Origin of the sequence: Methylovirgula sp. 4M-Z18 (genome assembly GCF_037890675.1) — a bacterium.
Taxonomy (GTDB): Bacteria; Pseudomonadota; Alphaproteobacteria; order Rhizobiales; family Beijerinckiaceae; genus 4M-Z18.
Genome location: NZ_CP149574.1, coordinates 2,875,199 through 2,893,939, shown reverse-complemented (window position 1 = coordinate 2,893,939; position 18,741 = coordinate 2,875,199). Strand labels below are relative to the sequence as shown.

Here is an 18,741-nt window from a genome sequence, read left to right as displayed (position 1 = left end):
ACCCGTCGCAAAGAAAAACTTTCCAATAAACCGCATTTCTTGATTTCGGATCGGCGGGTCAATGTGCACACTCATGAAGAGTGGCAAGCGATAAGATCAAGGAGATGACTGCCTTGGCCGTTGCTGGCACTCTCGTATTGCAAGGGATCTCTTCAAGAGGGAAAGCGGGCAGATGATGCGAAATGGCGGGAGACTTCTTGCTGAATGCCTCGTGGCGCTGGGCGCCACCAAAAGTTTCGGCATTCCCGGCGAGAGCTATCTCGCGGTCCTCGATGCCTTGCATGACCTTGCTGGCAAGCTTGATTACGTTGTGTGCCGCAACGAGGGCGGCGCCGCCTTCATGGCTTCTGCCTATGGCAAATTGACCGGCTCGCCTGGCATCTGCTTCGTGACGCGCGGCCCCGGGGCCACCAATGCCAGTATCGGCGTGCATACGGCGATGCAGGACAGTTCGCCGATGATCCTGTTCGTCGGCCAGGTGGGAACCGACATGAAGGGGCGCGAGGCGTTCCAGGAGGTCGATTACCGCGCCGTCTTTGGTACGCTGGCGAAGTGGGCAGTCGAAATTGACGACGTGTCGCGCATTCCGGAAATCGTCTCACGCGCCTGGACAACGGCCATGACCGGCCGTCCCGGGCCGGTCGTGGTGGCATTGCCCGAAGACATGTTGACGGATTTGACCGACCAGCCGGTGCTCGATGGGCCTCCCCGCGTCTTTGAGCCCGCAGTCGAAGCCTCGGCAATGGCTGCGGCGCGCGCGCTGATCGCGACGGCGAAGCATCCAGTTATCCTCCTCGGCGGCACCAATTGGACGGACGAGGGCCGCACCGCCCTGCAATCCTTTGCCGAAGCCTCCGACATTCCCGTCGTCGCGGCGTTCCGCTATCAGGACCAGTTCGACAACGGATCCGCCGTTTTCGTCGGCGAAGCCGGCGTCGGCATGGCGCCGCATGTCAAGGAGCTTATTCGCGACGCCGATGTCATTCTTGCCGTCAACGTACGGTTCGGCGAGATGACGACGGATGGCTATACGTTGCTGTCAGTGCCGACGCCGGCGCAGAAGCTCATTCACGTGCACCCGTCGGACCGCGAGATCGGAAAGGTCTATGTGCCGGTCCTGGGTGTGCAGGCCGGTCCGAACGCGTTCGCTAAAGTATTGGCTCCTGTCAAAGGTCAATGGAGCGACTGGCGTGCGCGGGCACGTGAAAAGTACGAAGCGGCGTTTTCCGCGCCTGTGCAGCCCGGTCCCGTGGATATGGTCGAGGTCAGCGCCTGGCTGCGCGATCGTCTGCCCGACGATGTGATCCTGACCAACGGCGCGGGCAACTTCACCGTCTGGCCGAACAAGTTTTTCAAATTCGGGCCGAAGGCGCGCCTGTTGGCGCCGCAGTCGGGCGCCATGGGTTACGGCCTTCCCGCGAGCATTGCCGCCAAAGTGGCGTTTCCGAACCGCACGGTGGTTTGTTTTGCCGGCGACGGCGATTTCCAGATGAACTGCCAGGAACTCGGGACGGCCATGCAGGCCGGTGCGCAGCCGATCGTTCTGATTGTGAACAACGGTATCTATGGCACGATACGGGCACATCAGGAGCGCAACTATCCCGCGCGCGTTTCCGGCACTACGCTCGAGAATCCCGATTTCGTTCAACTCGCACAATCATACGGCTTCCACGCCGAACGCGTCAGCGCGACGGGTGAATTTCCGGCAGCCTTCGATCGTGCGCTGAAGTCGGCGACGGGTGCTGTCCTCGACATCACGGTTTCGGCGGAAGCGCTGACGCCCCGTCAAACTCTCTCGCAAATGCGCGATGCCGCGCTGAAATCGCAAAAGGCTAAGACATGAATACGGCAAAGGACGATATCCGCCTTGGCGCAGACATCGGCGGCACCTTCACGGACATTGCGCTCGATGTGCGGGGAACAATCTTCTCGACCAAAGTGCTGACCAATTATGCGGCGCCCGAGCAAGCCATTCTCGACGGTATCGCCATCGTGCTGCGCGGTGCCGGCCTTGCGCCAAGCGACATCGGTATCGTCATCCACGGCACGACCCTCGCCACCAATGCCTTGATCGAGCGCCGGGGCGCCAAGACGGCGCTGGTCACGACGGAAGGGTTCCGTGACGTGATCGAGATGCGCACCGAAAATAGGTTCGAGCAATATGATTTGAATCTTCGCTTGCCGACACCTTTGATTCCGCGCGAGCATAGGTTCGTTGTCAAAGGGCGCATCGGGGCAGGGGGGCAGGAACTGCAGCCGCTGGACGACGCGGCTTTGGAAGAGATTGCCGATGCGATCGCCGCAGCCGGATTTGGCGCGGTCGCGATCGGTTTCATCCATTCCTACGTTAACCCGGTCCACGAGCGGCGGGCGCGCGAGATCCTCGCCAAGAAGCTGCGGGTTCCGATCTCCATCAGTGCGGAGGTTTCGCCGCAGATGCGCGAGTTCGAGCGCTTCAACACGGTCTGCGCGAATGCCTATGTGCGGCCGCAGATGGCCGATTATCTCGCCCGCCTGCAGACGCGCCTGAAGGACATGGGCGCAAACTGCCCGGTCTTTATGATCCATTCCGGCGGCGGGTTGATTTCGGTGGAGACCGCATCGGAATTTCCCGTGCGGCTGGTGGAGTCGGGTCCAGCGGGCGGCGCTATTTTCGCGGCCGATATCGCCGAGCGCTTCGGCTTGGAAAAGGTGGTCTCCTACGACATGGGCGGCACCACGGCCAAGATCTGTTTGATCGAGGATTGTGCGCCGCGCACAGCGCGGACTTTCGAGGTTGCCCGAACCTACCGGTTCTGCAAAGGGTCCGGCATGCCGATCTCCATTCCGGTGATCGAGATGATCGAAATCGGCGCCGGCGGCGGATCGATCGCCTGGGTCGATGCCATGGGCCGCATTCAGACCGGACCTGAAAGTGCCGGATCGGAGCCGGGGCCGGCGTGCTATGGACGCGGCGGCATGCATCCGGCGATCACCGATGCCGACCTGGTCCTCGGCAAGCTCGATCCGAACAATTTCGCCGGCGGCGCCATCAAGCTCGATAGCAGCGCATCCAAACAAGCGATCATGCGCGATGTCGGCGATCGCCTGTCGCTTGATACGATGTCGACGGCCTTCGGCATTTGCGAGGTCGTGGACGAGAACATGGCCAATGCTGCGCGGGTCCACGCCGTCGAAAACGGCAAGAACATTTCCGATAATATCATGATCGCCTTTGGCGGCGCGGCGCCGCTGCATGCGGCGCGGCTGTGCGAGAAGCTCGGCATCGACAGATGCCTTGTGCCCAAGGGGGCGGGCGTCGGGTCGGCGATCGGCTTTCTGAAAGCGCCCTTCGGCTTCGAAGCGCTGGCGTCGCGGGTCACGCGTCTTTCGCAATTCAACGCCGATGCAGCGAATAAATTGTTGCGCGGCCTGAAGGCCTCCGCCGAGAGCTTCGTGCGCGCCGGCACGAGCGGCCGGATCGATTGCGAGATCACGGCTTTCATGCGCTATGCCGGTCAAGGGTGGGAAATTCCGGTGAACGTGCCGAACGACATGTTCGGGGACGATGCGGCGGCGCAACTCAAGGAATGGTTCCAGGCCAGCTACCAGCGTTTCTTCGGCCGCGCCATCGACGGCCTTGGCAAGCTGGAGATCGAAATCGTGACCTGGTCGGTCAAGGCCTCCAACCAACGGCCGCACGCCGTCCGGAATCAGATCGCTGCGGGGGAGACTGCGGTCGCAGCAAAGGTGAAGCGTCCGGTATTCGATCCGGCCAGCGGCTCGGTTCAAACCTACGCGATCATCGAACGGGAGACTCTGTCGTCGCACGATCGCGTGGTCGGACCCGCCGTGATCGTGGAGCGCGAGACGTCGACCGTCGTCACCACCCTGTTCGATGCCGTCATCCAGACCGACGGCACCATTCTCCTCATTCGTAAAGGCATCCAGGCATGAGCGACATTGGCGAAATCCGCATGCAGGTGATGTGGAACCGCTTGGTTTCGGTTGTCGAAGAACAAGCATTGACCCTGCTGCGCACGGCTTTTTCATCGTCCGTTCGCGAAGCCGGCGATCTTTCGGCCGGCGTTTTCGATCCGCGCGGCCAGATGCTCGCGCAGGCCGTCACCGGAACCCCCGGCCATGTCAACACGATGGCGGAAGCCGTTCTGCAATTCATGAATGAGATCCCGCGCGAGGACATGTTCGAGGGGGACACCTATGTCACGAACGATCCGTGGCAAGGGACGGGCCACTTGCATGACATCACCATGGTGTCGCCGTCTTTCCTCAACGGGGAACTCGTGGCGTTCTTCGCCTGTACCGCGCATGTCGTGGATGTGGGCGGACGCGGTTTCGGCGCGGACGGCAAATCGGTCTATGAGGAAGGGATCCAGATCCCGATCATGAAATTCGCGGAGAAGGGCAAGGTCAATCTCGATCTCGTCAAGATCCTGCGCGTGAATGTCCGCGAGCCGAACCAGGTGGTCGGCGATTTCTACTCGCTCGCCGCCTGTAACGAGGTCGGCCATCGCCGCCTCATCGCGATGATGGGCGAGATCGGGCTGACGTCGCTCGAAAATCTTGGCGACTTCATTTTCTCGCGCACGCGCGACGCCATGATCGAACGCATCAAGGCCTTGCCGAAAGGCGCCTGGGCGAACGAGCTGGTCACGGACGGATATGATGCGCCGGTCAAGTTGGCGGCAACGGTCTCGGTCCGTGATGATCATATCGACGTCGATTTCGCCGGTTCCGACCCGATGAGCCGTTGGGGCATCAATTGCCCGATCAACTACAGCAAGGCCTACGCCAGCTATGCGTTGAAATGCGTGGTGGCGCCGGATATTCCCAACAATGGCGCCTCTCTTGCCTTTTTCACGGTCACATCTCCGGTGAACATCCTGAATGCCGTTCGCCCGGCGCCCGTCGCGCTGCGCCACATCTTCGGCCACATGGTGCCGGACCTGGTGCTCGGCGCGATGGCCAAAGCATTGCCCGGCAAAATTCTCGCCGAAGGTGCCGGCGCCCTTTGGAACATTCACATTTCGGTGCGGCCGGTTGGAAGTGGCGAAGGGCGACGGGCAGAGGTGCTGATGTTCAATTCGGGCGGAATGGGGGCACGGCCGGGGCTCGATGGATTGTCGGCCACCGCCTTTCCGTCCGGCGTCCATACGATGCCGATCGAGGCGACCGAACATACCGGTCCCATTGTGATCTGGCGCAAGGAACTGCGTCCTGATTCCGGCGGGGCGGGAGAGTTTCGCGGCGGGCTCGGACAGGTCATGGAGATCGCGGCGCTGGAAGGACACGAATTCGATTTTTCCGCCATGTTCGACCGGGTGAATCATTCGGCGAGGGGCCGCAACGGCGGCCACAACGGCGCACCCGGCAGTGTCAAACTCGACGATAGCACCCAGATGCGCCCCAAAGGCTGGCAACATGTTCCTGCCGGCCGCACGCTGCTGCTCGAATTGCCCGGTGGTGGCGGTTACGGCGATCCCGCCAAGCGCGACACGAGCGCAAAGGCGGAAGACCGGTCCAAGGGATATGTTTCGGAGAATGCCGGATGAACTATATTTCCTCGCGTCTCGCGGCGGTGAAACCGTCGGCATCGATGGCGGCCTCGCAGGCCGCCAAAAGCCTCAGGGCCAAGGGTGTCGATGTCATCGACCTTGGTCTGGGAGAGCCGGACTTTCCGACGCCGAGCCACATCATCGAAGCGGCCCATGCGGCGGCCAAGGGCGGACAGACGCTTTATACCGGCGCCGCCGGAACCCCGGAGGTGCGTGCGGCGATCGCCGGGAAATTCAAGCGCGAGAACGGGCTCGACTACACGCCCGACGACATTGTCGTCGCGAACGGCGCCAAGCAGATCATCTTCAACGCCCTGATGGCGACGCTGGAGACCGGCGACGAGGCAATCCTTCCAGCGCCCTATTTCGTGTCCTATCCGGAAATGGTGAAGCTTCTGGGCGGGACGCCCGTTATCGTTGAGTGCCCTGAATCCGTTGGGTTCAGGCTGACCCCGGAATTGCTCGAGAAGGCCATTACGCCCAAGACCAAATGGCTCTTCCTCAACATGCCGGGCAATCCGTCGGGCGCCACCTATTCGGAGGCCGACTTAAGGGACCTGGGCCAAGTTCTGGCGCGGCATCCGCAGGTGCTCGTGCTCTCGGACGAGATTTACGAGCATATTCTTTTCGGCGGCCGGCAATTCGTCTCGTTCGCCAAGGCGTGTCCGGACTTGCGCGACCGTGCGCTCATCGTGAACGGCGTGTCCAAGGCCTATGCGATGACCGGTTGGCGCGTCGGCTATGCGGCAGGTCCCGCGCCGCTGGTGAAGGCGATGACGACGATTCAGAGCCAGTCCGTCACCTCGGTTTGCTCGATCGCGCAGGCCGCGACGGTCGCGGCATTGAACGGCCCGCAAGACCATGTGTCCCAATTCTGCAAGGCCTTCGAGGCGCGCCGCGATCTGGTGGTGGAGGGTATCCGGCGGATCAATGGCCTGACGCTCGCGCCGCCGGAAGGTGCTTTCTATGCCTATATCGGATGTGGCAGCCTGATCGGCCGCAAGACTCCCAAAGGCGAACGCTTGAGTGACGATGCCGCCGTGGCAACCTATCTGTTGCACGAAGGGCGAGTCGCATCGGTGCCGGGCGCCGCCTATGGTCTTTCACCTTATTTTCGGATCTCGACCGCCACGAGCGAGGAGATCCTGACGGATGCGGTCGCGCGGATCAATGCCGCCGTCGCGCAAGTGGAGTAACTTATGCCGCAGTATGAACGTATCCTAATCACCGGTGCCGCGGGCCGCCTCGGTTCGGTGTTGCGCCAGGGGCTTGCGCCGCTTGCAACGAAAATCCGCCTTGCCGACCGGCAGCCATTCGAAGACTTGGCGCCGCACGAAGAACAGGCCGTCTTCGATTTGGCCGATATGGATGCGACGATCGCGGCGACCAAAGACTGCGACGCCATCGTTCATTTTGGCGGTGCGCCGCTGGAAAGCCCTTGGCAGACGATCCTGGATTCCAGCATTCGCGGCTCCTATCACATTTATGAAGGCGCGCGGAAACATGGGGCAAAGCGCGTCGTCTATGCTTCCTCCGTCCATGCCATCGGCTATCACGAAATCGACGCGCATATCGGCGTCGACGCGCCAGTGCGGCCAGACAGTCTCTACGGCGTTTCGAAAAATTTCGTCGAAAGCTTGAGCCGTCTGTACTGGGACAAGTTCGGCATCGAATCCGTGTGCTTGCGGATCTTTTCCTCGTTTCCTGAGCCGGCGGATCGGCGCATGTTGTGGTCGTATTTGTCTTTCGCCGATTGCGTGCGTCTCGTCGAGGCGTCGCTGACCGCGCCGCGCGTGGGGCATACGATTTCGTTCGGCCTCTCGAACAACAAGGTCAAAATGGTCGACAATACGGGCGCGGAGCACCTCGGATATATTCCGCAAGATAGTGCCGAGCCGTTCCGTGCTGCGGTCGAAGCGAAAACATCGGCTCTGGATCCAAAAGCGCCGTCGGTGAAATATCTCGGCGGCTGGTTCTGCGAACTCGGTCATCCGGACGACAAAGACGCATGAAACAGCGTTATGACGTCGTGATTGTCGGCGGCGCCGTGATCGGCTCCGCCGTCGCCTATTTCCTCGTGGCCAATGCCGATTTCAACGGATCGGTCCTGGTTGTTGAGAAAGATCCGACCTATGCGAAGGCGTCAACATCGCTGTCGTCGTCGTCCATCCGCAATCAGTTCTCGAATCCGATCAACGTCCGCATCAGCCAGTTCGGCACCGAATTCATCCGCAACTTCGGCGAGACGATGCAGGTCGGAGCTGACAGGCCGGATCTGAGCTTTCATGAAGGCGGCTATCTCTTTCTTGCCGGGAACGCGGAACAGGCGCAAACCCTGCGCGAAAACCATGCGGTCCAGCGAGCCTGCGGCGCGGATGTCGTGCTTTGGCAGCGCGACGAACTCGCGCAAGCCTTTCCCCATCTGAATGTCGATGACATCGTTCTGGCTTCCTATGGCCGTTCCGGCGAAGGCTGGTTCAACAACACTGGACTCATGTATGGGTTCAAGAACAAGGCCAGATCGCTGGGCGTGGACTATCTCACCGACGAGGTAATCGCCATCGGCCGCGAGGGCAACAGCGTTACGGGCGTCACCTTGAAATCGGGCGGAACGATTGAGGCCGGCATCGTGGTGAACGCCTCCGGCCCGCGCGCGGCCCTCACCGCGCGGATGGCGGGGCTCGATGTTCCGGTCGAGCCGCGCAAGCGTACCCTCTTTGTCGTGGACTGTGCGAAGAGTCCGGAAGGAACGGCGAGTGTCAATAAAGGTCGGCTCCCGCTGATGATCGATCCGTCCGGCGTATTCTGCCGCCCGGAAGGCCGCTTCTTCCTTTGCGGCTGCCCGCCGGCGGAAGATCCTTGCGTCGACTGGGACGATTTCGAGCCGCGCTACGCAGAGTTCGAGGACATCATCTGGCCCGCATTGGCCGAGCGTTCCCAAGCCTTTGAGGCGGTCAAGGTCATGAATCAATGGGCCGGCCATTACGATTTCAACGTCCTCGATCACAATCTGATCGTTGGGCGGCATCCGGATGTGCGCAATTTCGTCTTTGCGAACGGCTTTTCCGGCCACGGCCTTCAGCAAGGGCCGGCCGCCGGCCGCGGCGTTTCCGAACTGATCGTCTACGGCGGCTTCCGCACCCTTGACCTGTCCGAGGTCGGCTACGAACGCATCCTCGAGAACCGGCCGTTTCTTGAGAAGGCCGTCATTTAGGTAGGGGCGAACACTTCCGGATCATATTCCCGCGCGCCGTCATCCCTGGAGAACAGCACACACGGGCCCTGAGAGCCGCGCGGATCATAGGCAAAGCCTTTGGCCGAAAGCGCTTCGGTAATCTCGCGCACCCCCAAAAGCCCGTACAAATGGTCGTGTAGTTCGAGAAAGATGCGCTCCACGCCATCAAGCCGCGCGCGCCGCAACAGGTCGCGCTCGGCGCCTTCGATATCCATCACCAGCACATTGATGCCGTTTTGCTTCACGACCGTGTCGATATCCATGGAGGTGAGGGCGATTTCCGCCTCATAGGGCCCTTGATCTCGGTCGGTCGATGACATCCAGAGGTCGCGCCGCACATAAAAGGTGAAGGTCTGCGGGGTGCCGACCGACAAGATTCCTTCCGACAGCGTCACATTCTCGAGATTGTTTGCCGCAATGACGCGCCTTGCCAAAAGAACGGTCGCTGGATTGGCCTCAAATGCCCAGACCGTGACGTTGGGGATTTTCGCGATGAGCGAGGTAATGATGCCGATGCCGGAGCCGAGTTCAAGGACGCGGTCGCCGGGCTTGATGGCCCGCTGAATGGAGCGGGCTTCCTTCGCTTCATAAGCGCCACTCGTCAAGGCTTGCCAGATGACGGGCGAAACCTCCTCAGGTGCCAGCGGCACGGTGACTCCATGAACGCTCAGCGATTCCACTCCCAGACTCCTTTGACGGTGGGCTGACCAAAGTCAGCTCCAGGTAACCTCAAGTTTTATGATGCTAAGCCGCGGGCGGACTGAATATAACTCTTCTTGCCATACAGATAGGCTAGGCTGGAAGTCGGCGCCGGCCTTCCGATCAGATAGCCCTGTATCTGATCGCATCCTAGGCGCTTCAGACATTCGAACTGCTCTTCGGTTTCGATACCTTCGGCGATGGTTGTCATCCGCAAGCTCCGCCCCACGCCGACCGCCAGTTCCACGATAGCCAAAGAGTTGGGCCGGGTCGTGACATCGCGGATGAAGGATCGGTCGATCTTGATCTTGTCGAAGGGAAACCCGCTGAGGCTGCCGAGGGACGAATAGCCGGTGCCGAAATCGTCCATGGCGATCTGAACGCCAATCGTCTTGAGACGACGCAGCGTGTCGAGAGTCTGTTCGTTCTTGTCGAGCAGCACAGATTCCGTGATTTCGAGTTCGAGCCTGCTCGGGGATAGGCCGCTTTCCTCAAGCGCCTGAAAAACACTCTGGAACAGATTTTGGCTGCGGAACTGGATCGGCGAGAGATTGACTGCGATCTTGAGGGGGAGGTTCCATCGGGCGGCTTCACGGCAGGCCATTTTCAGCACCCAGTCGCCGAGAACATGAATCATGCCGGTTTTTTCTGCGACCGGAATGAAGTCGCTCGGAGGAACCATGCCGCGAACGGGGTGGGTCCAGCGCAAGAGCGCTTCATAGCCGCAAATCTCTCGCGTGATTGTGGTGGCCTGCGGTTGATAGTGGACCTCAATTTCACCGTTCTGCAGCGCTTTTTGCAGATCGGTTTCAATCGATTTCCTCTCCTTCAGGCGGGTCTGCATTTGCGACTGGAAGAAGCTGATATGCCCCGGCCCCAGGGCCTTCGCTTCATAAAGCGCCAGATCGGCATGCTTGAACAATTCTTCCGTATCGGACTGTCGATCGGCAAGGGCGACGCCGACGCAACTGCCGATCTTGATGGCCAAATCATTGACGGAATAGGGCTGGCTGATCTCCTTCACCAGGCGTCTCGCGAAATCGAGCGCAGCTTCCTGCGTCAAGCCGGTGGACACGACAGCGAACTCGTCGCCGCCGAGGCGGCAGACAAGATCGCCCGGCCGCGTCAAATCCAGCAGGCGCTTGGCGATCGCCTGGAGCAGCGAGTCGCCAACGTCATGGCCAAGCGTGTCGTTCACCTCCTTGAAGCCATCGAGATCGAACAGCAGGATCGCCGCGGGCTGGCCCGCACGGGCATGCAAAAGGCGCGCCGTGAGATCCTGACGAAAGAGAATGCGGTTCGGCAGCCCGGTCAGCGCATCGTGATGGGCATCATGCTCCAGACGATTGTTCTGGGTTTGCAATTCCTGCGACGCTTCGCGCAATTCATCCGTGAGGCGCCGCGTATGGCCATAGGCGCGATCGAGCAGATTATTGTGGCGCAGGAGCAGGAAAACCAGCACCACGCCCGCTAGAATGAGGCCGGCCGCAAGGCCGGTGTAGATGAAGTGCAGGCGCCGCAATACGTTTTGCGCTTTGGCGAGCTCTGCAATGTCGAATTGGACGATAGACGCCGACAGGCGGGTCATCGGGCCATCGAAGGGGCTCATCTTTTGCAGCACCTGCTTGATGCCGTCCGCGTCGAGCGTTTCAAAGTTGTTGTCTAGCTCGGTCACCACATCATTCAGGTTAGCGATGAGCTGACGGCGTTCGGGATCGCTCTGGATGAAATTGCGCAGCGTTCCCTGTTGCAGCACGCCAAGCTGGTTGATCATGACATCAATGCGAAGCCGCATATCGTCACTGTTAGCGTCCGGACCTTCGGCGCTATAGGTGGCAAGCTGATGCTCGAGCCGCAGGTAGGATGTAAAAGCCTGACTGACGTCCCAAGCATCATCATATCGGGCGAACTTTTGGAGCGCCGACTGCCGTTCCGCGATGACATAAGCAAAATATGCCGTTGCCACCACGAAGCAGCAGATAATGACCCCAAGAATTCGTCTCACGCGCGGCCTCTATTCGATGATCATCTTTGCGACCTGCCACGCGGAGCGCGAGTAATAGGTTTCGGACTGGAGTTGGGAGTCACTATCATAGGGATAGATGACAAATAAGGGGCCCTTATCGCGAACCGGCATATAATTGCCGTCGCGCTTCAATGCCAGAATGACATTGAATTTTTTGAAATCGTCCAACGGAATCGTCGTCTCATAGTCGTTGAGGGCAAGGACCCGCACTTTGGTTCCCGATGCGCCGACCAATTGCATGAGTTTGTCGAGTGACACGCCCTCGAAATGGCTGTGGCCAGGGTACCAGGGCGTCGAGGTTTCGACCGTCTGCATTCCGAGGGCCTCGATCATGGCGCGATCGAAAACGGCCACTTTTCCGTCATTGGTGTTCGCGATGCTGCCGGAAATGGTCAGGATCGGTTTTGCAGTCGGTTTTGACAACGGGTCGGCATGGGCCCCGGTCAGAGCTATCAGGAATAAGGCGAAACCAAAAAAAAGGCGACCAAGTTTCATTGCGTTTCTCCACGGTTAAAGAGGCTAATACAATAAACCCCTTAAATTAACCTGAAAACCGCATAATACATGATCAGCGACCTAAATAGACGCCAAGAATGATACCTCATAACCCAACTGGAGCTGCCGTACAAATCGCTTCGGCACCTTCGGTTAAGAGAACGTCCCATCAGATGACTTGGCGGCGAATCAGACGCTCAATGACGAAATACTGACCGAACTCATTAAAGAAAGATATGACAGCTGAATGGCGATGCAAAGCGTTCGCTCGGATGGGAAGAGGCAACAGGTCAAAACGCGGAGAGAAGCAGCAATCGATCGATGCAAATGACCCGGCAAATCTATGACCGGACGCCGCGTGTTGCCGTGAAAGAGATTTATCTATTTGATTTATTTGAGAAATAGCGCAATTAGCCGTAAGCGTTGGTCTATCAGAAGGCCACATTGTCATCCCGGGCTTGACCCCCGGGGATCCAGTGCAGCGCACCGACTGATTCATCATTGGCGTTGCGCCGCAAGCCCATCTCGCAAGCGCTCACGTGTGACCTGGATCACGAATCATCAAGCCGGCATGACAATCGCTGATGCCACATGAACCCGAGGCAAGGGCTTTTGGTATTATATTAAGTGGATGTGCTCTTTGCCCGAACGCGCCACGTCGCGATCATCCCAGGGCGCAAGAAGCTGTCGGCTCCAAGTGCCCGGTCGCGATCGGACGGCACGGATTTCCGGTCGCTGAGTGGGGCGGATACCCCGCGATCACCGCAGCCAAGCGAGCCAATCAGGCGGCGGGTTGAAGGTGATCTTGGTCTCGACCGACATGCCCGGAGACACCCAGCGCAAGGCTTCGCCCGGATCGTCGAAGACGATCTTGACCGGCACGCGCTGCACGATCTTCACGAAGTTCCCCGTCGCGTTCTCCGGCGGCAGCAGGGCAAATTGCGCCCCCGTGCCGCGTTGAATGCTGTCGACGTGCCCTTTGAGGCGCAAATTGGGAAAGGCGTCGACGCGAATGTTCACCGGCTGGCTGGGGCGCACATTCGTCAGGTCGGTCTCCTTGTAATTCGCGGTGATATAGAGCGTGTCGGGCACCGCCGAGAACAGAACCTGTCCCGGCTGCACGAAATTGCCCTCCTCGACACTCTTATTGGCAACGGTGCCATCCGCCGCCGCATAGATCTTCGTATAGGACAAATTGAGTTTGGCTTGCGCCAGAGCGGCCTCGGCGCGGCTCACCATGGCTTCGGCCTGCTGCCGCTGGGTCTCGAGCACGGCAACATGGGTTTTCGACGCCTCCAGCGTCGCCAGGTCATGCTGCAGGACCGCCTGCTTCTGACCGATATCCGATTGCGCCTGCTGATAGCGCTCGTTGCTGCCGATCCCTTCATGCGCCAGCGACGCATAGCGTTCCAGTTCCTGCTGCAAGAAAGTGAGATTGGCGCGGTCGCCGTCAGCCGTCGCCGCGTTCTGCGCGATCACCGCCTGCTGCTCCTTGAGCTGCGTTTCGACATTGCCGACATTGGCTTTGGAGCTGGCAAGGTCCGCCGCCGCACTGTCGACGGCGACTTGATAGTCGCGCGGATCGAGTTCGACGAGCAGGTCCCCGGCGGTAATCTTCGCATTGTCGTTCACGTGCAGATCAGTGACGTAAGCGGCGATCTTGGGCACGACCGAGACGATATGCGCATCGACATAGGCGTCGTTGGTCGTGGCGACATAGAGGCCGGGCACATAAAGATAGAATCCGGCCGCGGCAAAGGCCATGAGCCCCAGCGTCAGAACCAGGAATGAATGGCGGCGGTGCGACGATTGCGGCTGCGCGGCCACGGCCGCCGCCGGGGCCGGTGCGATTTTTTCGGGGGCGATCTGGTCCGTCATCGGGTCAATGTCCTCGGCTGTTGTGCGTCATTTCTTTGTCGCCGGTGTGGGAGGAATGATCGGCACGATGCATAAAGCCAGCGCGCCGACCACCGCCATGAAGAGGAACGCATCGGCATAGGCGAGGGTTGCGGCCTGGCGCGCGCCCGCCTCCTTCAAAAGGTGATTGGCCGCATCCTGCCCCATCAGATGCGAATACCCGTCGCGTGATGAGATGATAGAGGCCGTCGCCCGCAGCCAATCCTGGGTGATCGCGCTGGTCTGACGCAAATGGTCGAACAGGCGGGAAGAATGCAGGGTCTCGCGCCGCTCGAGAAAGATCGTGACCAGGGCGACGCCGATCGCCGCGCCGAACTGGCGGAAGGTCATATAGAGCGACACGCCGTCGAGCAGTTTGTTCTGCTCGATGCGCGCCACCGTGCCGCTGCCCACCGACGGCAGCAGCGGCGACAGGCAGAACGCATAGAGAATCAAGGGAGCGGCATAGAAGATGTCCGGCGTTCCGGTGGTCAGCAGGCGCGACAACAGCAGCATCGAGGCAATGAGCATCGTCAGCGCAAAGATGATCGTCTTGCGCTGGCCGAAGCGGGCGACCATTTCCGGCACGGCAGGCCGGATCAGAAAGGCCGTGAGCGCATAGATGCACATGATCTGACCCGTCCGTGTGGCGCCGTGCGGCTCCGGGTCGACGTTGCGCAAATATTCCGGTAGCGCATAGAGGCTTCCCGACAGGATCACCCCGGTGCAGACGCCGATGAGGGCCGAAGACACGACATTCCGGTCGCGCAGCAGATCGATATGCAGCAAAGGCGCGGGGTTGCTCGGGCTGGCCTGCCAGAGCACGAACAGGAAAAACGCGACCGAACCGATCCAGGCGAGGAACTGGATGAGGGACGAGCCGAACCAATCGTCGATCGGGCCGCGGCTCAGGATGATTTGCAGGGAGATCAAGGCCGCGGCGAGGAGACCGATGCCGAGATAGTCGGTCTTCGCATAATGCTCCGGTCCGCGCCCGACGTTCGGAAAAAACCGCGAGAGAAGCCAGATGGCGCCTGCCGCCAAGACGAGATTGGGCAAGAAAATCAGCCGCCAGTTCAGATTGTCGGTGATATAGCCGCTCGCCAAGAGCCCGATGGCGCTCGACAGATAAAGGATCATGGAGACACGCATCAAAGAGGGGCTTCGCTGCGGCTTGGACAGCAGGAGATAGATGCTGGCGCGCCACCAGACATAGAGGCTGCCGCCGGCAAAACCCTGGATCGCGCGCCAGAACAGCAGGGTTGGAAGATCGGGCGCCAGGGCACAACCGATCGAGGCCGCCGCGAACACGACAATGCTGGCGAGCAGGAAGCGCTTGTAGCCGAAATGCCCCGCCATCCAGATCGACACGGGCACGCCGAGGAAGAGCGCGCCGCTGTAGACGGTCAGGATCCAGCTTGCCTCGTCTGTGGACAGTCCCAGCGTTCCGGCAATATCCGGCAAAATCAGGTTCATGCTGTCGCTGGTGTAGAACTCCATGCCGGTCGCGAGGCCAAGGCCGAACAGCAGCGCGGGCGCCGGCGCTGCGCTTTTCGTTGCGGGTGCCAATGCGACGTCGCTCACGCGGAATCCTTTCCGGGCACGCCATGATGTTTCGCGAGTGCGAGAAAATGATGCAACGTCTCGCGCGTCAGCGGACGATCCTCCACACTCAAGGGTCCGGCGCCGAAAATCAAGACCATCAGGAAGCCGCCGATCAGGCCGAGATTGGAGAGGAAGTGGTTGAGTTCCTCGACGAAATTCGTGCCGGAGAATTGCCAGAACGGATGGTAGAGCACCGTGACCGGAACGAGCAGCGCGCAGAGCATCAGGGCGCCAAGCCGCGCCTGGATGCCAAGCAGGACAGAAAGCCCCGCGCCAAGCTGAATCGCCACTGTCACGATATGCAGGACCGTGACCATCGGCAGGCCGCTCGCAGCAATCTCCTGCTGCCCCGCCGACCAATGCACGAGCTTGTCGACACCGCTGTAAAGAAAGGCCGGCGCAAGAAGGATGCGCGCCAGCAGCATCAGAACAGAGTGAAGCGAGACGATTGAGGTCGAGGTCCGCTGGTCCAACATTTCTTTTTCTCTTTCCTTTTTCGCTCAAGCATCTTCAACCGCCTGGAAATCTCCTGATCGTGTTCGTTAGGTCAGGAGGTGAAGAGCCGCGCGAATGGCATAGGCTATGGTTGCCACGCTCATGACCGAGGCAACATAGAGCCCCACGAACCAAAGCAGCTTGCTGTTCATGTTTCCCACCCTTTTTCAGGGATCTTGCCGCGGAACACGCGATAGGCGAAAGCCGAATAGCCGAGCACGACAGGTGTCACGACGACGGCGCCGACCAGCAAGAAGACATGGCTCAGCGTCGCGGACGCAGCGGCCCACAAGCTCAGCCTGAAAGGCACGATATCAGGAAAGATCGCGCAGCCGAGGCCGATCACTCCCAGCGCAAACAGACAAATTCCCGACGCGAAAGGCCCGGCGTCCGAGTCGCCGATCAAACTGATGAGTCCGCCCGCCACACCGAAAAACAACACGGCGATCAAAGTTAGCAGCAGATAATGATCCATCCATGTTGCGCGGATGCCGGGTTGAACGAATGCGGCGGCGACGCAGACAGCGATGGCAAGTGCAACGAAAACTGGCGTCGCCAAGCGTAGCGCGCGTTCCGCAAACTTTCGCAACTGGAACGTCGCCTTCAAATGCAGCCAGCCCGCGCCAAGCACCACATAACCGGCGAGCATGGCCAGCGCGGTGAGGAGGGCGAAGGGTTGGAAGACATCGAAGACGCTCCCCGTGAAACGTTCGTTATCGACGGAAACGCCGGCGATCAAGCCGCCGACGATGAGGCCCTGCATCATCGCCGCGAGGATCGAGCCAAGGCCGAAGGCCACGTCCCATACACGACGCCATTGAACGGTCTGAACCCGAAACTCGAACGAGACGCCGCGCAAGCCAAGCGCCAACAGCATGATGATCAAGGGCAAATAAAAGGCAGGCAGCAGAATGCCATAGGCGATTGGGAAACCCGCGAGCAAAGCGACGCCCGCCATGATCAGCCAGGTTTCGTTGCCATCCCATGTCGGGGTGATCGAATCGACCATCCGGTCACGGAGCTCTTCATCGGGTTGGACGAGCAATATCGCTCCGACACCAAGATCGAAGCCGTCGAGCAGGACATAGAGGGAGAGAGCAAACGCGGTGAAAAGAGCGGAGAGCAGCGGTAGATCCATCTTGGTTACTCCGCTGGTGATGAGGAACGAGTAACGGGACTGTTCATCACGGCAGGCTTCAAGGCGTGCTTGAGCGAGCCGGACGCCTCCGCTTGCGCCGGCGCGGCCTGCGGGCCGCGCCGGATCATCCGAAACGTGAAGATTAGGAACGCCGTCATGAACAACGCGTAGACGCATATGAAGGCGATCAGCGTCGAGAGCAGCACATTGGCCGGAACCGGCGACACGGCGTCCACGGTTCGCAGGAGTCCATAGATTACCCATGGCTGGCGGCCGGTTTCGGCAAGATACCAGCCGCCGAGCGTGGCGACGACTCCCGATGGTGTCATGATCACGAGCGCGCGCAAGAACCAGCGTGCCGTGAAGAGGCGGCCGCGCCAGCGCAGCCAGAGCGACGCGACGGCGAGGCTGAACATGATGATCGCGATGCCGTACATCACGCGAAAGCCGTAGAACACCCAACCCATTTGCGGCTGCCGATCAACCGGCGTGTTCTTCAATCCCGCGACACGGCCATACAAACTATGTGTGAGCCAGATGCTGCCGAGATAGGGAGTGCCGAGCGTGAAGACATTGCGCTGGTTCTGCTGATCGGGAACGATGAACCAATAGTAGGGCGCGGGCGATTGCGACTGTTCTTCCCAAAAGCCTTCTGCCGCCTGCATTTTAGAGGGTTGGACCTCCAGCATCTTGCCATAGAGAATATCGCCGAGGAAGACTTGGACCGCGATGAGAATGGTTGCAAAGGCCGTTCCCAGCGAAACGGTGCGACGGCCGAAGGCCACATGCTCGCCGCGTAGCAGATACCAGGCGCCGACGCCGGCAACGAGAAAGGAACCGGTGATATAGGCCGCGGCCAACATGTGGGGCAGGCGATAGAGCCAAGTTGGATTCACGACGACCTTCAGCCAATCGGTCACGATCACATGGCCGTTCTCGATGGTGATGCCGTCGGGCGTCTGCATCCAGCTGTTGGCCGAGAGGATCCAAGATGCCGACATCAAGGTTCCAAGCGCGACCATGCAGGTTGCGAGAAAATGCAGCTTGGGCCCGACCCGATGCAGACCGAAGAGCATGATTCCAAGGAAGCCGGCCTCCAGGAAAAACGATGTCAGGACTTCTAGGGCGATCATCGGGCCGATTGCCGGGCCGGCCATCTGCCCAAAATGCGCAAAGCCAAGTCCGAATTCGAACGACAACACAATGCCGGTGACGACACCGACGCCGAAGGCCATGGCGAAAATGCCAAGCCAGAAGCGATAGATTTGAAGATAGAGAGGGTCTTTCGTGCGGAGCCACAATCCCTCGATGATCGCCAGGAACATGGCGAGCCCGATCGAGATCGTCGGGAAGATGATGTGGAAACTCACTGTGAACCCGAATTGGATGCGGGCGAGGATGGTTGGGTCAAGAGTCATGATGCGGCATCCTCCGTCTGCGCGCGGCGGAAGATCATGACCGCGAGCACCACGAATAACAGGAGCGCGACGACTGACGTTGTCAGACCGAAAACGCCGACGATCGTGAAGAAAAAAGCGATCCCGATAAGTGTTGCAAGGATGCCGCCAAAGACATGATTCATTGCGTTTCCTTTAAG

General features: G+C 60.1%; 15 protein-coding genes. 6 read left to right on the top strand and 9 right to left on the bottom strand.

Translation table 11 applies throughout. The features are described from left to right. Positions 1 to 172: 172 nt before the first annotated feature. Genes V9T28_RS13315 through V9T28_RS13290 form a run of 6 tightly spaced genes read left to right on the top strand, consistent with a single transcriptional unit; the run spans position 173 to position 8,769 of the window. A complete protein-coding gene (locus V9T28_RS13315; protein ID WP_116399412.1) occupies positions 173 to 1,843 on the top strand; it encodes a thiamine pyrophosphate-binding protein in 1,671 nt (556 codons plus the stop codon). Next, positions 1,840 to 3,936 (top strand): hydantoinase/oxoprolinase family protein, encoded by a 2,097-nt coding sequence (locus tag V9T28_RS13310; protein ID WP_116399411.1) that lies wholly within the window; start codon positions 1,840 to 1,842, stop codon positions 3,934 to 3,936. Before V9T28_RS13315 ends, V9T28_RS13310 begins: the two co-directional genes overlap by 4 nt. Beyond that, positions 3,933 to 5,552, top strand: a complete 1,620-nt coding sequence (locus V9T28_RS13305; RefSeq protein ID WP_116399410.1) for a hydantoinase B/oxoprolinase family protein — start codon at positions 3,933 to 3,935, stop codon at positions 5,550 to 5,552. The genes V9T28_RS13310 and V9T28_RS13305 overlap by 4 nt, the downstream gene beginning before the upstream one ends. Continuing rightward, complete coding sequence (locus V9T28_RS13300; protein ID WP_116399409.1) at positions 5,549 to 6,751, top strand: pyridoxal phosphate-dependent aminotransferase; 1,203 nt, start codon at positions 5,549 to 5,551, stop codon at positions 6,749 to 6,751. Before V9T28_RS13305 ends, V9T28_RS13300 begins: the two co-directional genes overlap by 4 nt. 3 nt (positions 6,752 to 6,754) lie before the next feature. Further along, positions 6,755 to 7,567 carry an NAD-dependent epimerase/dehydratase family protein gene (locus V9T28_RS13295; protein WP_116399408.1) on the top strand — a complete coding sequence of 271 codons (813 nt, stop codon included), beginning with the start codon at positions 6,755 to 6,757 and terminating at the stop codon, positions 7,565 to 7,567. Beyond that, on the top strand, positions 7,564 to 8,769 hold the full coding sequence (locus V9T28_RS13290) for an NAD(P)/FAD-dependent oxidoreductase (RefSeq protein WP_116399407.1): 1,206 nt from the start codon (positions 7,564 to 7,566) through the stop codon (positions 8,767 to 8,769). Before V9T28_RS13295 ends, V9T28_RS13290 begins: the two co-directional genes overlap by 4 nt. On the opposite strand, the gene V9T28_RS13285 is transcribed toward V9T28_RS13290, so the two are convergent. From V9T28_RS13285 to V9T28_RS13245, 9 genes are all read right to left on the bottom strand, one after another. Further along, the gene (locus tag V9T28_RS13285; RefSeq protein ID WP_116399406.1) at positions 8,766 to 9,470 is read right to left on the bottom strand and encodes an FkbM family methyltransferase; all 705 of its coding nucleotides are present in this window, start codon (positions 9,468 to 9,470) and stop codon (positions 8,766 to 8,768) included. The genes V9T28_RS13290 and V9T28_RS13285 overlap by 4 nt on opposite strands. A gap of 56 nt (positions 9,471 to 9,526) precedes the next feature. After that, positions 9,527 to 11,494, bottom strand: a complete 1,968-nt coding sequence (locus V9T28_RS13280; RefSeq protein ID WP_116399405.1) for a putative bifunctional diguanylate cyclase/phosphodiesterase — start codon at positions 11,492 to 11,494, stop codon at positions 9,527 to 9,529. A gap of 9 nt (positions 11,495 to 11,503) precedes the next feature. Further along, the gene (locus V9T28_RS13275) at positions 11,504 to 12,010 is read right to left on the bottom strand and encodes a molybdopterin-dependent oxidoreductase (RefSeq protein WP_116399404.1); all 507 of its coding nucleotides are present in this window, start codon (positions 12,008 to 12,010) and stop codon (positions 11,504 to 11,506) included. Positions 12,011 to 12,769: 759 nt separating this feature from the next. Continuing rightward, a complete protein-coding gene (locus tag V9T28_RS13270) occupies positions 12,770 to 13,888 on the bottom strand; it encodes an HlyD family secretion protein (RefSeq protein ID WP_116399403.1) in 1,119 nt (372 codons plus the stop codon). A gap of 27 nt (positions 13,889 to 13,915) precedes the next feature. Beyond that, on the bottom strand, positions 13,916 to 15,490 hold the full coding sequence (locus tag V9T28_RS13265) for a DHA2 family efflux MFS transporter permease subunit (protein WP_199499984.1): 1,575 nt from the start codon (positions 15,488 to 15,490) through the stop codon (positions 13,916 to 13,918). Further along, a complete protein-coding gene (locus tag V9T28_RS13260) occupies positions 15,487 to 15,987 on the bottom strand; it encodes a DoxX family protein (protein WP_116399402.1) in 501 nt (166 codons plus the stop codon). Before V9T28_RS13260 ends, V9T28_RS13265 begins: the two co-directional genes overlap by 4 nt. A 167-nt stretch (positions 15,988 to 16,154) precedes the next feature. Continuing rightward, positions 16,155 to 17,144, bottom strand: a complete 990-nt coding sequence (cydB, locus tag V9T28_RS13255; protein ID WP_158554716.1) for a cytochrome d ubiquinol oxidase subunit II — start codon at positions 17,142 to 17,144, stop codon at positions 16,155 to 16,157. A gap of 5 nt (positions 17,145 to 17,149) precedes the next feature. Next, positions 17,150 to 18,562: a cytochrome ubiquinol oxidase subunit I gene (locus V9T28_RS13250; protein WP_116399400.1), complete on the bottom strand. Its 1,413-nt coding sequence runs from the start codon at positions 18,560 to 18,562 to the stop codon at positions 17,150 to 17,152. Beyond that, positions 18,559 to 18,726, bottom strand: a complete 168-nt coding sequence (locus V9T28_RS13245) for a hypothetical protein (RefSeq protein ID WP_158554715.1) — start codon at positions 18,724 to 18,726, stop codon at positions 18,559 to 18,561. Before V9T28_RS13245 ends, V9T28_RS13250 begins: the two co-directional genes overlap by 4 nt. Between the last annotated feature and the right edge of the window lie 15 nt (positions 18,727 to 18,741).

Bases quoted from the DNA above. Each gene is read 5' to 3' on its own strand.
- cydB (WP_158554716.1), bottom strand. From the start codon at position 17,144: ATGGATCTACCGCTGCTCTCCGCTCTTTTCACCGCGTTTGCTCTCTCC.
- V9T28_RS13300 (WP_116399409.1), top strand. From the start codon at position 5,549: ATGAACTATATTTCCTCGCGTCTCGCGGCGGTGAAACCGTCGGCATCG.
- V9T28_RS13315 (WP_116399412.1), top strand. From the start codon at position 173: ATGATGCGAAATGGCGGGAGACTTCTTGCTGAATGCCTCGTGGCGCTG.
- V9T28_RS13245 (WP_158554715.1), bottom strand. From the start codon at position 18,726: ATGAATCATGTCTTTGGCGGCATCCTTGCAACACTTATCGGGATCGCT.
- V9T28_RS13275 (WP_116399404.1), bottom strand. From the start codon at position 12,010: ATGAAACTTGGTCGCCTTTTTTTTGGTTTCGCCTTATTCCTGATAGCT.
- V9T28_RS13250 (WP_116399400.1), bottom strand. From the start codon at position 18,562: ATGACTCTTGACCCAACCATCCTCGCCCGCATCCAATTCGGGTTCACA.
- V9T28_RS13260 (WP_116399402.1), bottom strand. From the start codon at position 15,987: ATGTTGGACCAGCGGACCTCGACCTCAATCGTCTCGCTTCACTCTGTT.
- V9T28_RS13310 (WP_116399411.1), top strand. From the start codon at position 1,840: ATGAATACGGCAAAGGACGATATCCGCCTTGGCGCAGACATCGGCGGC.
- V9T28_RS13295 (WP_116399408.1), top strand. From the start codon at position 6,755: ATGCCGCAGTATGAACGTATCCTAATCACCGGTGCCGCGGGCCGCCTC.
- V9T28_RS13305 (WP_116399410.1), top strand. From the start codon at position 3,933: ATGAGCGACATTGGCGAAATCCGCATGCAGGTGATGTGGAACCGCTTG.
- V9T28_RS13270 (WP_116399403.1), bottom strand. From the start codon at position 13,888: ATGACGGACCAGATCGCCCCCGAAAAAATCGCACCGGCCCCGGCGGCG.
- V9T28_RS13290 (WP_116399407.1), top strand. From the start codon at position 7,564: ATGAAACAGCGTTATGACGTCGTGATTGTCGGCGGCGCCGTGATCGGC.